The organism is Microcoleus sp. B3-D2 (assembly GCF_036705345.1).
Taxonomy (GTDB): domain Bacteria; phylum Cyanobacteriota; class Cyanobacteriia; order Cyanobacteriales; family Microcoleaceae; genus Microcoleus.
The window spans coordinates 45,520-57,757 of record NZ_JAUBUG010000027.1; the positions used below are offsets into that span (position 1 = coordinate 45,520).

At 45.6% G+C, this 12,238-nt stretch carries 9 protein-coding genes; 6 read left to right on the plus strand and 3 right to left on the minus strand.

Annotated elements, in window-relative coordinates; genetic code table 11:
• The first annotated feature begins 77 nt into the window (after positions 1–77).
• The 3 genes from QUB14_RS12530 (at position 78) to QUB14_RS12540 (ending at position 5,191) form a co-directional block, all read left to right on the plus strand.
• Positions 78–935, plus strand: a complete 858-nt coding sequence (locus QUB14_RS12530; RefSeq protein ID WP_333217291.1) for a DUF1361 domain-containing protein — start codon at positions 78–80, stop codon at positions 933–935.
• A gap of 210 nt (positions 936–1,145) precedes the next feature.
• Entirely contained in the window at positions 1,146–3,119 is a 1,974-nt protein-coding gene (locus QUB14_RS12535; RefSeq protein WP_333217292.1) for an ABC transporter ATP-binding protein/permease, read from the plus strand.
• A 428-nt stretch (positions 3,120–3,547) separates the two neighbouring features.
• The gene (locus QUB14_RS12540; protein WP_333217293.1) at positions 3,548–5,191 is read left to right on the plus strand and encodes an NB-ARC domain-containing protein; all 1,644 of its coding nucleotides are present in this window, start codon (positions 3,548–3,550) and stop codon (positions 5,189–5,191) included.
• 67 nt (positions 5,192–5,258) lie between these two features.
• Here QUB14_RS12540 and QUB14_RS12545 read toward each other — a convergent pair whose 3' ends face one another.
• The 3 genes from QUB14_RS12545 to QUB14_RS12555 all read right to left on the minus strand — a co-directional run bounded on the left by QUB14_RS12545 (position 5,259) and on the right by QUB14_RS12555 (position 9,071).
• Positions 5,259–6,989, minus strand: a complete 1,731-nt coding sequence (locus QUB14_RS12545; RefSeq protein WP_333217294.1) for an NAD(P)H-quinone oxidoreductase subunit 4 — start codon at positions 6,987–6,989, stop codon at positions 5,259–5,261.
• A 291-nt stretch (positions 6,990–7,280) separates the two neighbouring features.
• Positions 7,281–8,039 carry a Uma2 family endonuclease gene (locus QUB14_RS12550; protein WP_333217295.1) on the minus strand — a complete coding sequence of 253 codons (759 nt, stop codon included), beginning with the start codon at positions 8,037–8,039 and terminating at the stop codon, positions 7,281–7,283.
• Positions 8,040–8,141: 102 nt separating this feature from the next.
• Positions 8,142–9,071 carry an ADP-ribosylglycohydrolase family protein gene (locus tag QUB14_RS12555; RefSeq protein WP_333217296.1) on the minus strand — a complete coding sequence of 310 codons (930 nt, stop codon included), beginning with the start codon at positions 9,069–9,071 and terminating at the stop codon, positions 8,142–8,144.
• 426 nt (positions 9,072–9,497) lie between these two features.
• Here QUB14_RS12555 and minC point away from each other — a divergent pair, with 426 nt between their 5' ends.
• From minC to minE, 3 genes are all read left to right on the plus strand, one after another.
• A complete protein-coding gene (gene minC, locus QUB14_RS12560; RefSeq protein ID WP_333217297.1) occupies positions 9,498–10,301 on the plus strand; it encodes a septum site-determining protein MinC in 804 nt (267 codons plus the stop codon).
• A 410-nt stretch (positions 10,302–10,711) separates the two neighbouring features.
• Positions 10,712–11,518 carry a septum site-determining protein MinD gene (gene minD / locus QUB14_RS12565; RefSeq protein ID WP_006635273.1) on the plus strand — a complete coding sequence of 269 codons (807 nt, stop codon included), beginning with the start codon at positions 10,712–10,714 and terminating at the stop codon, positions 11,516–11,518.
• Between the two features lie 216 nt (positions 11,519–11,734).
• The gene (gene minE, locus QUB14_RS12570) at positions 11,735–12,106 is read left to right on the plus strand and encodes a cell division topological specificity factor MinE (RefSeq protein WP_445243823.1); all 372 of its coding nucleotides are present in this window, start codon (positions 11,735–11,737) and stop codon (positions 12,104–12,106) included.
• Positions 12,107–12,238: the final 132 nt, after the last annotated feature.

The window sequence follows — 12,238 nt, forward strand, 5'->3', positions numbered from 1 at the left end:
CAACTTAAAGACTAAAATAGACGGAAGCTGCGAATGAAGCGGTCCTGCATCAAACCTTTAATTGTATAAAAATTGACATGATGGGATTAATCCTGGAAGCGCTGCAAGCAATGGGACACAATGTCCGCTGGATGTCTTGGAATTTGTTTTTGAGTTTAGTACCGCTGGGCTTGAGTTTTTGGCTGTTTCGCAAACCTCGATCGCGCTGGCTGCTGTGGGGTACGGCCTTTCTCTTGGGCGCTACTTTTTTGCCCAGTACGCGCCATGTTTTAGGCTATCTGAAGCATATTGTGCAAGATGTCGGCAAAACTTACGTTTTGGGGGCGATCGCGATTACGCTAGCACTGATGGCTTTAGACATCTGGGTACTGCGGCAGCGCGGAGTTCGCTCTCTCCGCTGGTGGGGCGGTTTTTTCTGGTTTATCGCATTTTTGCCTAATGCGCCCTACGTTTTAACTGATATCATTCACCTGATTGAGCAGATTAAAGAGGGGAACTCGGTGTGGACTGTGACTCTAGCTTTAATCCCGCAGTATCTGGCGTTTATGCTGGTTGGGTTTGGGGCTTACGTGCTGTCGGTGATGAATTTGGGTTACTATTTGAAGCAACAGGGTTGGAGTAGATTTATCCTGGCAACGGAGATAACTATACACGCACTTTCGGCGATCGGCATTTATTTAGGGCGATTTATCCGCTTCAACACTTGGGACATTCTTACTAATCCCGATGCGCTAGTTAACACAGTAATGAACGATTTGATAGGCAAGCGTCCGGTTTTAGTAATGGTTGTAACTTTTGTAGTAATTGCTGTTTTGTATTGGGTAATGAAACAAGTAATTTTAGGAATTAGCCAGCGATTTTACAGCAGCAAATTGCAGTCGGAGTTGTCCGGCGAAAGCGCCACTGCTTCTGATCCAATCGATTTGAGATTTTAGATTTGAGATTAAAGGATTGACTCCACAGATGAATCAAAGAGCTTGAACTAAGCTCCCAATTTTTTTCTCTCCACCAGTTAACTCGGAAAACAAGTTTCCGTCTCTGGATGAGACAAATTTTTTCGCTAAACTCCGAAATAAATTACTGCTGCAGTTTGTCACAAGACTTGATATGTTAGAACAGTCAAAGTAGTTTTGTAAACAGCAAAGATGAATCGATTTGACCGTCAGTTGTGGCAGAGATTTATTGCGATCGCTCAACCTTACTTTTATCCTTTAGAGCCTGGGAGTGGCAGAATCTTTTTAGGATTAGTAGCGCTGCTGTTGATATTTCTCTTCGCTGCGATGTTTGTGCTCGTCAGCGCTGTATGTTTGGGTACTCAAGTCTTATTTCCCGAATTTGTCAATAGTATTGCTGCAGGCTTAGTTACTTTGTTGAAAGGAATTATTAATTCGCCCGCAATTGCGATCGTGGCTTTAATGTTAATTCTTCCTTTCAGCGCTTTTGTCTTTTTCAAAGGCAGATTAATCCCGCAGTGGCAATCGTGGGCCTTACTGGCTTTATTGCTGTTATTGTCCCTATCCGTCAGCGGTCTGAATGTCATAATTAGCTACGTCAGTAACTTTTTTGACACAGCACTGGCAAAGAAAGACCAGCTCAATTATTGGAAGTATCTTTTTGTCTATGCGAGCGTTTTTGTCGTAGGCACTCCCATTGTGGTAATTTACCGCTATACCCAAGATAAATTGGGTCTCTACTGGCGGGAGTGGATGACTAATAAGTTCCTCGATAAGTATTTTCAGAATCGGGCTTATTACGAAATAAATTCACACAAGGAAATTGACAATCCAGACCAGCGAATTTCCGAAGATGTCCGCTCTTTTACCCGGACAAGTTTGTCATTTATGCTGATCATCCTGGGTTCAATAGTTGATATTATATCTTTTACTGGTATCCTGTGGTCTATCTCAAAAGAACTTTCGATTTTTCTGATTATCTATGCTATTGTGGGCACGACCGCTACTCTAGTTTTTGGTCAAAGATTAGTACCTTTGAATTTCGAGCAACTTAAAAAAGAAGCAAATTTTCGCTACGGGCTGGTTCACATTCGCGACAACGCCGAATCTATTGCTTTTTATGGAGGGGAGGAGCAAGAATCATTTCAAATAAAGCAGCGATTTGTGGAAGTATTCCGCAATTTTAATTTGCTAATTGGTTGGCAGCGGAACTTAGATTATTTCACAACTGGATACGGATATGCCGTTGTGATTATTCCGGCTTTGTTTCTAGCTCCAACTTATTTTGCCGATCAAAGTGGTACCATCGAGTTTGGAGATATCAGTCAAGCTGGTTTTGCTTTCAGTCAGGTTTTGCGCGCTTTTTCTGTAATTGTAACTCAGATTGAGCCGCTGAGTTCTTTTGCCGCTAGTATCAATCGTTTGACTGTATTTACAGATACTCTGGAAGCGGAAAAAGCGGTATCTCGTGCCGGAGGAACTGCTATAGATGTAGTAGTAGATTCTCAGTTGACACTGGAACACGTTACTTTAGATACTCCGAAACATCAAAAGACTTTGATTAGGGATTTGTCGCTAGCAGTGCAGCCCGGTGAAGGACTGTTAATTGTCGGGCAAAGCGGTGCTGGGAAGAGTTCTTTGCTGCGGGCAATTGCGGGTTTGTGGGACTCGGGAACGGGCCGTTTGGCGCGGCCGGAATTGGGGGAAATGCTGTTTTTACCGCAGCGTCCTTATATGATTTTGGGTAGTTTGCGATCGCAACTTTTGTATCCCAATACCAGCAGCGAGGTTAATGAGGAAAAATTGCGCCGCGTTTTGGCATCAGTAAATTTAGCAGATTTGCCAGACAGATTGGGCGGTTTTGATGCGGATTTAGATTGGAGTGAGATTTTGTCGCTGGGAGAACAGCAACGTTTAGCTTTCGCTAGATTGTTATTGACGGAACCTAGATACGCTATTTTGGATGAGGCGACAAGTGCTTTGGATTTGAAGAACGAGCAACATTTATACCAGCAATTGCAAGCCACTAAAACTACGTTTGTGAGTGTCGGCCACCGAGTGAGTTTAGTGAAATATCACCAGCAGGTTTTGGAACTTGTGGGTGATGGGAGTTGGCGGCTGCTTTCTGCCCAAGAATACCGCGCTAGTGCGACAATTTTTGGCTGATACAGCGTTGCTTTCAAAAATTGTAAATTTACCCGGTTTTTGGTTGGCGGTGGGTTGTGGTGCGGTTGGAGATTTATGGTTGGGTGCTATAAATTAAGCGCCGCGCCTCCACTCTACAATAGGTTTTACGGGTAGGGAAATAGCAACAATTAATGCCGCTCAACTCCGCGTTCCTCATACCATCTTAGATTAAAGAATTAAAGAATAGAAGAATTGGGAATGACTGATTGTGTATTGGTTTGGAGCTTGCCTACAGTTGCATTTTTTTTAACAGGTCTCACAATTGATAATTGGGTATAAATATCTAAAACTGCCCAAACAACAAAAAGCAAGCTGAACGTTGGTAGATTCGATTCAATTGCTCGCCCGCGAGAACTCACACAATATAATAGAAGATAGATTTTTTTAGTATAGGCGAGATTCCTACCTTGACTACTCCGATTCCTCAAAACTTTGTGCAAACGATCGCCAAACAGCGCGGCGTCACAGATGCCGAGTTAGAAACTGTGTTGATGGCTCTCGACGGTCAATCTACGGCGACGATCGCCACAAAGCTTGGCATTAGCGACATCGCCGTTCGCAAAAGACTCGGCGAAGTTTACAAAAAGTTTCAGATCGGGGGGAACGGCCCTGGAAAGCTTTCGGAATTGAGGCATCAGTTGCTGTTTTCATACCACACCGATCAGGGAACGAGCGATTTTAGTCGAGGTAAAGGCTCTCTATTGAAGATGGCGAGCCTCTCCGAGGGCAACGCTTACGGACACCGACAGGAAGATTGGGGCCAAGCACCGGATGTTTCAGTTTTTTACGGACGGACTGAAGAATTAACTACTTTAAAGCAGTGGATTGTATCAGATAATTGTCGCCTGGTAGCGCTGCTGGGTTTGGCTGGTAGTGGCAAAACAACTCTGTCGGTGCAGTTGGCAAAACAGGTACAAAATGAGTTTGATTTTGTGATTTGGCGATCGCTGCGATCGGCACCAGCACCATCCGACTTCCTAGGGAGCTTAATTCAACTTTTTTCTAACCAACCAAAACCCGATGTACCCATCGACCTCAACAGCAAAATTTCGCGCTTGGTCGAGTATCTGCGGAAACACCGCTGTCTGGTAATTTTAGACGATTTTGAAGCAGTTCTCAGACCCGAAGAATTAGCGGGACACTACCGGGAGGGCTACGAAGGATATCGAGATTTAATTGTCCGGCTGTGTGAGGTCAATCACAATAGCTGTTTACTGCTAGTTAGTTCGGAAGAACCTACGGAACTGGCTTTGCTGGCGGGAGAAAAAGTGCGGTCTTTAAAACCTGCTATTTCCGAGGAAATAGCGCGGAAAATTTTCCAAGAAAAAGGTTTGTCGGCTCAAGATCGAGAGTTGGAAATCTTGTTGTCCCGGTACGGGGGCAATTTGTTAGCATTAAAGATTGTAGCGACAACAATTAACGAGTTTTTCGAGGGAAATGTTTTAAAGCTTTTGGAAGCAACGGGGTTATTTATTGAAGAACATATCAGCAATTTGCTGGCGCAGCAGTTCGATCGAATGTCGAGTTCCGAACAAGATATTGCCTACTGGATTGCTATTGCTCAAAGCCAGATTTCCCTGGCAACTTTACGAGAGCAGATGTTGGCCAATTCATCGCTGTCAGATTTGCTAAAAAATCTCGATTCTCTGGGTCGTCGCTCGCTGATTGAAAAAATTAGTGAGGGCGGGGAAACGGTTTTTATGCTTCAGCCTTTGATCGTGCAATATGTGACCGACAGATTAGTCGATCGGATTCGAGCGGAGGTTTTGGAGACGGTTAAGACCCAAGGAATAGAAAGAATGCGGCTGTTGAAAACTCACAAATTGAGCATCAACATTGCTAAACGGAAAGGGGATAAAGGCGAACCCAGTAGCTCTATTTTAGCATTATTAAAAAATCGGTTGCAACTGTTGTTTTTGAAGACGACAGGCTCTGAAGAACCGCTAAATATCTTGAATAAAGTTGCCTCTGAACTGGAGGATAAATCGATTCTTGAGGTGGGATATGCTAGGGAGAATCTGGCGCAAATTATTTCAGAAATTCAGCGATAAGAAAAAAGCGATCGCCCTTTGACAAAAGCGATCGCCCAATTTTCAACAAAAACAGAATTCGATAAAATTATTTGACCAGGCCAAAAACAGATGCAGATTCAGACCCGGTAATTTTGCCCAAAGTCGGCACTTTTGGAGCTTGGGCAATTTTGGGAACCAAAAATCCCTTCGCATAAATCTCAGGATTGTCTTGAGCAATTTGGATGTAAGATTGGCGGACTTCTGCGTTCACCGCCACAGTCTTCGCGTCGTAGACTTGCATGGCCATGTTGGGATAAAAACCAATGCCGACAATCGGTATCAAAAAGCAAAATGCGATCGCCACTTCCCGAGGTTTAGCATCAATAAACGGTGCATCACCAGGCAAAACGCAACTATTACCAAAACAAACCGCTTCATCCAGATTGTTTCTCTGATTCTGCAAATTTAGATCTTCAAGGTCGCAAGCCGCTAGTGTTCCACAGTTGTAAAATAACTGTCGCAGCATCGAGAGCAAATAAATCGGGGTCAAAATCAGTCCCACAGCAGCCAGGAACACTGTCACAGCCCGGAAAGAACTGCTGTACATATCGCTAGTTGCGACGCCCACAAACACGGACAATTCGCTAGCAAAACCGCTCATTCCGGGGAGTGCCAAAGAGGCCATCGCACCTGCGGTAAACAAGGCAAACACTTTCGGCATGACTTTCCCAATCTCGCCCATCTCGTCCATGATCATTGTATGGGTGCGATCGTAAGTAACGCCAGCCAGGAAAAACAATACTGAGGCGATTAAACCGTGGGAAATCATTTGCAACAGCGCCCCGTTGATTCCCAAATCCGTGAAGGAAGCAATACCCAACAACACGAATCCCATGTGAGAAATCGACGAATTCGCTAAGCGGCGCTTCATGTTCGACTGGCCGAAGGAATTCAGCGCGCCGTAGATAATATTGACCACGCCGAGCACCGCCATAATTGGTGCAAAATAAACGTGTGCTTGGGGAAGAAGTTCCAAATTCAGCCGAATCAGTCCGTATCCGCCCATTTTCAGCAATACGCCGGCCAGAATCATCGACACGGGAGAAGATGCTTCACCGTGGGCATCAGGTAGCCAAGTGTGGAAGGGGAAAATCGCCAGTTTCACGCCGAAGGCAATTAACAATCCCGCATAAAGCAGTAATTCTAAACCCAGTGGGTAGTCTTTCAAGCCTAGTTCTACCATGTCGAAGGTGGGGGTGCCTCCGCCGTAGAATGCCATTGCTAAGGCAGCTATCAAAATAAAGATGGAAGCGCCTGCGGTGTAAATCAAGAATTTGGTAGCTGCGTAGCGACGGTTTTGTCCGCCCCAAATCGAGATTAGCAGGTACACCGGAATTAATTCTAGTTCCCACACAATGAACAGCAGCATGATGTCTTGGGCGACGAACACTCCTATTTGTGCGGAGTACATCACCAGCATCAGAAAGTAAAAGAGTCGTGGCTTGCGATCAACTTCCCAGGCTGCAAAGATTGATAGTGTCGTCACCAATCCCGCCAACAATACCAACGGAACTGACAGTCCGTCAACGGAAACAGACCAGTTGAGGCCTAAAGAAGGTATCCAGGGATATTGTTCTACGATTTGGAAACTAGAGATGCTTGGATCGTAATGAGTCCAAAACACCCAGCACATTAATACAAAATCTGCAATGCCTACGCCTAGGGCATACCAGCGAATGGTTTTGCCGTCGGTATCGGGCACAAAAGGGATGGCGAGGGAAGCTAGGAGGGGTAGGATGACAATTGCGGTCAGCCAAGGAAATTGATCCGCTACCATAGTGAGAATAAATACTTAGTTGGAAGTTACCAAAATTATAATACTAAATTTTATTAAAACTTAAGATTTATTCATAAATATTTTTTATATCCAGACAAATGCGGATAAAAATATCACGAATTGCTACATACGTCAATTGATTTTCGATTTTTGATTTTCGATTCAGGACTTACGCACAACAAAATATAGCGTTTTGTAGGTGCCATCTGGCGGGGATTGAGCGTATTCTGGTAGATGGTTGCGTAAGCCCTGTCTATTAAGGGCGATCGTAAATTAGCTTTCAATCAGCGTTCAATCTGGATCAACTCCCAATTCGCGCAACTTAGCCGCCAATCGTTGTGCCCTTTGCCTTTCCTGGTCAGCCCTTTGACTTTCTTGCTCAGCCCTTTGCCTTTCTTGCTCAGCTTGTTCTGAACTCCACAGCAACAAATTACCTCGATCATCCCACCAACGCAGCCAGTTCATGGTTTGTCCCAACCTTTCCCCCGACCAAATCCCGAGATATAGTTCCAGTTGGGGAATCCACACCCGCCCCTGCTCATTGGCTGAATGTAAAACATACCGCCCATCTTGCAAATAGCGCACTTCTAAAATACCTTCGTAGGGGTCATAAGTGACATAAGTAGGTACTTGAAGAATCTGTTCGTAAAAGTGGAGTTTTCCATAGGGCGGAGTTGCTCTGACCGATAGTTCTCCTCCCTCTGCTTCTGAGAGAAACTCCATCACGATCGCCACATTAGCACCATCAGTATGAGGAGTATAACTACGGCGAATTACCCCCTCTGCTAGAGGATGCACTTGCGGCACATAAAACCAGTCTGGAGCTTTGACAACAATCTTTTTATTGACTGTGGCGACTAACCCCAAATTAGAGGCAATCAGCATTTCTGGCTGGATACATCCTGCGGCTCCCAGTGCATCGGTGAGACCAGCGGCGAGAGAAGGTTGTTGAATATTTTCCACCGGATCGTCGGGTAATACGAAGTTAGCTGGTAGGGGTTCCCAGGTGACGGTTGGTTTGGCTTTGATAGACGGGGCTTCGAGTACCATTGTATTAACCCTCAACCAGCAATTTTTGTGTAAATTTATCTATATTAACTCAAGTTGCGAGTCATTGTAAAAACAAAGAAGGTTGAAAACTGATATAAGTATTCAGAGCGATCTAGATAAAGTCAAAAGCCGATCGCCAAAAGATGCAATTAAAGTGCGATCGACTAATTGCGAGATCCATTTTTCCGGTATACCAGATTCTCCGTAAAAAGCCCCCGCCAACTGTCCGTAAACCGCACCAGTTGTATCCGCATCGTCGCCCAAATTCACAGCCAACAAACAGCCTTCAGCAAAAGAAGAACTGTTGTAAAAAGCCCAAAGTGCCGCCTCCAAAGACTTGACAACATAACCAGTACCTTTGATTTCAGGAGGTTGTCGCCGTTTAAAAGAACCCGCCGCAATCTCATCAATCTCTGCTACCAGGGGATTTGCTGCCCAATATCCCGAAATCGCACAATATCTTTCCGAAAGCAACACATCTTTAGCAACTCCATTCACAGCCCCCGCAATTAAAGCACCAAAATAACTGCAGGCATCCACACAAGTAGCAGCACCGTGAGTAGTTCGAGAACTTTCTCCAGATTTTTCTATTACTTCTAAAGGATTTTTAGCATAAAACAAAGGCACGGGAGCCAAGCGCATAATCGAACCATTGCCAGCAGTCCCAGCATCGGTAGAACCGCAGTAAGGTTTTCTTGTATCTTCAAACTTCCAAAGTGCTTGTTGAACCGTATTGCCAATATCAAAACATTCACCAGTGCTGCTCAAATGTCCCTCTCGCTTCCACCGCAAGTATGTTTCTAACTGATGGACTGGATCGAAACCTTCTTTCTCAATCAAACTTTCAGCCAAACAAAGCGCCATCGAAGTATCGTCCGTCCACTCGCCCGGTTGCAATCGAAACGGGCCGCCGCCAACCATATCGTTAATAGGCGCAAACGTTCCAGGGCGACAGAACTCTAAAGTTGTTCCGAGAGCATCGCCAACTGCTAAACCGAGAAGACTGCCGCGATAATGTTCTATTTGCTGCATAACGTAATTGACAATTAATAATTACTAAGCGCTAGAGCCTTCAAAATTATTTCTATCTGCATCTTATCTGCGTGTATAACAATCGATGCCCAACTTGTCAAGTTCTCTCTTTATCTCTTCTCTTAATTTTCTTTCTCTGTGTCAACAGCGCCCTCTGCAGTTCATTAAAACAAAATATCGTTCACAATCAATACCAAATTTGTGAACTTCTCTCATTCTCTCTTCTGAACTCTTAATTCTCTTTCTCTGCACCCTCTGCGCCCTCTGCGGTTCATTAAAACAAAATCTCGTTCACAAACACAAGAGAATTGCCCTAGCTGTCGTTAAAAATAAAAAAACAAGACTTTTCCTCCCAAATGCTGAGGCAAAAGACGAGTCAGGCTAATATTGATGTTAACCTGTCCCTACCCGATATCAAACTGTCCCATGACACCCGATGCCTCCGCCGCAGCCGCTGCTGCCGCCCCTCAATCAACACCCGAAGTCAGCTTGGAGCTGCAAGTCCGACTCAAAACCGAAGATGGACAGCTACTGTTGCTACTCCCCCCCGAAACCAATAGCGAACCCGCAACAGCCTCCGCCTCGACTTGGACTGAACTTTGGCAGCAGCTAAAAGTCAGGCTGAATGCAGGAGAACGCTTTTGGCAGCCAAACGCAGAAGTACAATTGATGGGGAGCGATCGACTTTTAGATATCCGCCAACTGCAAGAAATCGCCGATGCCCTCTCCGAAGTAGAACTGCAACTCAAACGAGTCCACACCAGTCGCCGCCAAACCGCCGTAGCAGCAGCAACGGCTGGCTATTGTGTAGAACAGCAGCCTCCGGTTTCTTCCCTCAATAAAGCCGCCGCCCAAAAACCTCAATCGCTGGCGGAACCTTTATATTTGCAGATGACAGTGCGATCGGGCGTAGAAATTCGCCATCCAGGCACCGTCGTACTTTTGGGAGACGTAAATCCAGGCGGATCAGTCATCGCCGGAGGCGATATCCTAGTTTGGGGCCGTTTGCGGGGAGTCGTGCACGCCGGTGCCGGTGGCAACACCAAAAGCGTGATTATGACCTTGCAGATGGAACCGATGGTGATTAGGATTGCTAAGTATGTTGCCAGAGGCCCAGAAACCTCACCCGCTCAGTTTTTCCCGGAAGTCGCCTATGTGACGCCTCAAGGGATTCGGATCGGTAGAGCCTCTGATTTTGACAAATCGCAGTTAGTCGGGGGTAATGAGTAATCGATAATGGGTAATTAGGAATTAGTAATGAGTAATTGGTAATACTCTTTCTCTTTCAGCCTGCACTTGATAATTTTTGCCTAGGCTAAATCAGTCACTAAAAGACGATTTAAAATTTAAGTGCAAATTCATAGAGAATTAGTAAAACAAGGAGAGTTGTGAGTTTATGAAGTAGGGGCAAAGGCTTTCGCCGTGCCACTACGGCGGGGGAGCGATAAGCGGGTGTCCTTCATAAACGTGGAATCTGCTGTTATTCAGTGAATTACAGATTACTGCCAAATTACCAAAGAATAATTGCTAATTATCAACCAAGAATAATATCAATTACCCATTACCAATTACCCATTACCATTCCCAATTACCAATAACTAATTCCCAATCACCAATTCCCAATAAATCAAAAATCGCTTATGGCTCGCATTATTGTTGTTACATCAGGGAAAGGCGGGGTAGGAAAAACTACCTCCACAGCCAATCTCGGCATGGCTTTAGCTAAACGGGGGCGGAACGTTGCCGTAATTGATGCCGATTTCGGTCTCAGAAATTTAGACTTGCTGCTGGGCTTAGAAAATCGGATTGTTTACACGGCATTAGAAGTTCTCGCTGGAGAGTGTCGGTTAGAGCAAGCTTTGGTGAAAGACAAGCGGCAGCCGCGCTTGGTGCTGTTGCCGGCTGCCCAAACTCGGATGAAAGATGCCATCAGCGCCGAGCAAATGAAGCAGCTTGTGGGGATGTTGGGAGCCAAATACGACTATATTTTGATCGACTCTCCTGCTGGAATTGAACAAGGTTTTCAAAATGCGATCGCGCCGGCTCAAGAAGGGATAATTGTCACCACTCCCGAAATCGCTGCTGTCCGCGATGCCGATCGAGTCATCGGTCTGCTGGAAGCCAACAACGTCAAGAAAATCAACCTGATCGTCAACCGGATCAGACCCGCAATGGTGCTGGCAAATGATATGATGTCGGTACAAGACGTGCGGGAAATCCTCGCCATTCCGCTGTTAGGCGTCGTTCCCGACGACGAGCGCGTCATTGTTTCCACCAACCGAGGCGAACCATTAGTATTGTCGGAAACGGCCTCTTTAGCTGGAACTGCCTTCGACAATATTGCCCGCCGCTTAGAAGGCGAAAAAGTTGATTTTCTAGATCTCAATCCCCGTCGGGAAAACTTCTTTACTCGCCTCCGCAAGTTCTTAAATACTAAAATTATGTGATGTGCTCATTGGCGATCGATCTTTAACAGCAGCGACCGCATCACAAAAACTACCCCAAATTTTCCCCCAGTGACAGCAGTTCCCAAAAAGAATGAAACTGTAGACCAGCTCCAAACCAGACGGGAATCAGTGATTCCCCTATCGAAAATCGAAAATCGAAAATCGAAAATGGTATGACCTTTTCTATGCCTAACCCTTGACAAACCCGCCCGACCCATGATATATACACTTCTCGAACGACTTTTCCCGCGCACCCCTGACAACAGCCGCGACGAGGTAAAACGGCGCCTCAAACTGGTTCTAGCCCACGACCGCTCAGAACTCAGCCCAGAAATGGTTGAGTCGATGCGCCGAGAAATTCTAGAGGTGGTATCTCGCTACGTGGAAATCGATACCACCGGGTCTGAGTTCTCGCTGGAGAGCGACCAGCGGGCCACAGCACTAATTGCAAATCTCCCGATCCGGCGAGTCAGGCTCGAACATCCACCGGAGAAGGTTCCCCAGAATGTGCCCCCGAATCGATCCGAAAATCGACCCGAATATGTACCGGAGTATGTAGTCGAAATTCTCCCCGACACTATAGAGTGATAGGGATTGAGATTTTATTGTCCGGCAAAGAGTTCGATTCGAGCCGATCGCCATTTAAATTAAACTATCTCTCTAGAATTAAAATATTGTGGTGTGCACTCTTAGGCCGCCCAAAATATGTGATTTAAAAGG

Coding starts and splice junctions, on each gene's coding strand:
- QUB14_RS12545 (WP_333217294.1), bottom strand. CDS start 6,989: ATGGTAGCGGATCAATTTCCTTGGCTGACCGCAATTGTCATCCTACCC.
- QUB14_RS12555 (WP_333217296.1), bottom strand. CDS start 9,071: ATGCAGCAAATAGAACATTATCGCGGCAGTCTTCTCGGTTTAGCAGTT.
- minE (WP_445243823.1), top strand. CDS start 11,735: ATGATATATACACTTCTCGAACGACTTTTCCCGCGCACCCCTGACAAC.
- QUB14_RS12535 (WP_333217292.1), top strand. CDS start 1,146: ATGAATCGATTTGACCGTCAGTTGTGGCAGAGATTTATTGCGATCGCT.
- minD (WP_006635273.1), top strand. CDS start 10,712: ATGGCTCGCATTATTGTTGTTACATCAGGGAAAGGCGGGGTAGGAAAA.
- QUB14_RS12530 (WP_333217291.1), top strand. CDS start 78: ATGATGGGATTAATCCTGGAAGCGCTGCAAGCAATGGGACACAATGTC.
- QUB14_RS12550 (WP_333217295.1), bottom strand. CDS start 8,039: ATGGTACTCGAAGCCCCGTCTATCAAAGCCAAACCAACCGTCACCTGG.
- minC (WP_333217297.1), top strand. CDS start 9,498: ATGACACCCGATGCCTCCGCCGCAGCCGCTGCTGCCGCCCCTCAATCA.